The sequence below is a fragment of the Bacillus sp. C28GYM-DRY-1 genome (genome assembly GCF_030519405.1).
In the GTDB taxonomy this organism is placed as follows: Bacteria; Bacillota; Bacilli; order Bacillales; family Bacillaceae; genus Bacillus; species Bacillus spizizenii_A.
On record NZ_JAUMKF010000080.1, the window covers coordinates 1 to 385 of the forward strand.

At 62.1% G+C, this 385-nt stretch carries 1 protein-coding gene; it reads right to left on the reverse strand.

The genetic code is table 11. The features are described from left to right. A partial coding sequence (locus Q3W56_RS20760) for a hypothetical protein (protein WP_302896714.1) occupies positions 1 to 181 on the reverse strand: 181 nt, incomplete at its 3' end. Positions 182 to 385 lie beyond the last annotated feature (204 nt).

Below are 385 nucleotides of genomic sequence, written 5' to 3' on the forward strand. Positions count from 1 at the left end.
GGGCAAGCGCCTCGTCCTCAGTCGGTGTCACTCCAACTTGGGAGTCGTCTAGTGCCGACGGCCTACCGGCCGACACCTGACTGCGGGCAGCTCCCGCCGCGTTAACAGGCGCTAGAACACACAACGCGATCGCACCCGATAGCGCCACCGCAGTGACACGCAGCAGTCTGCCCACAGGCATGACACACCCTCCCCCCAGAGCCTCCCCAGGCTCTGCCTGTATGTAATCGATCTTCCACAGATCGTGAACTGACAGTAAGGGTGCGTTCACTCGTCGGTCCAGACCACTCCGATCGGACATTGCGACCCACTCGACCCATACGACACCAACTGTCATGTGACATATGACACACGCATGCCCCGGCGTTCGTCCGCCCCCACAGGC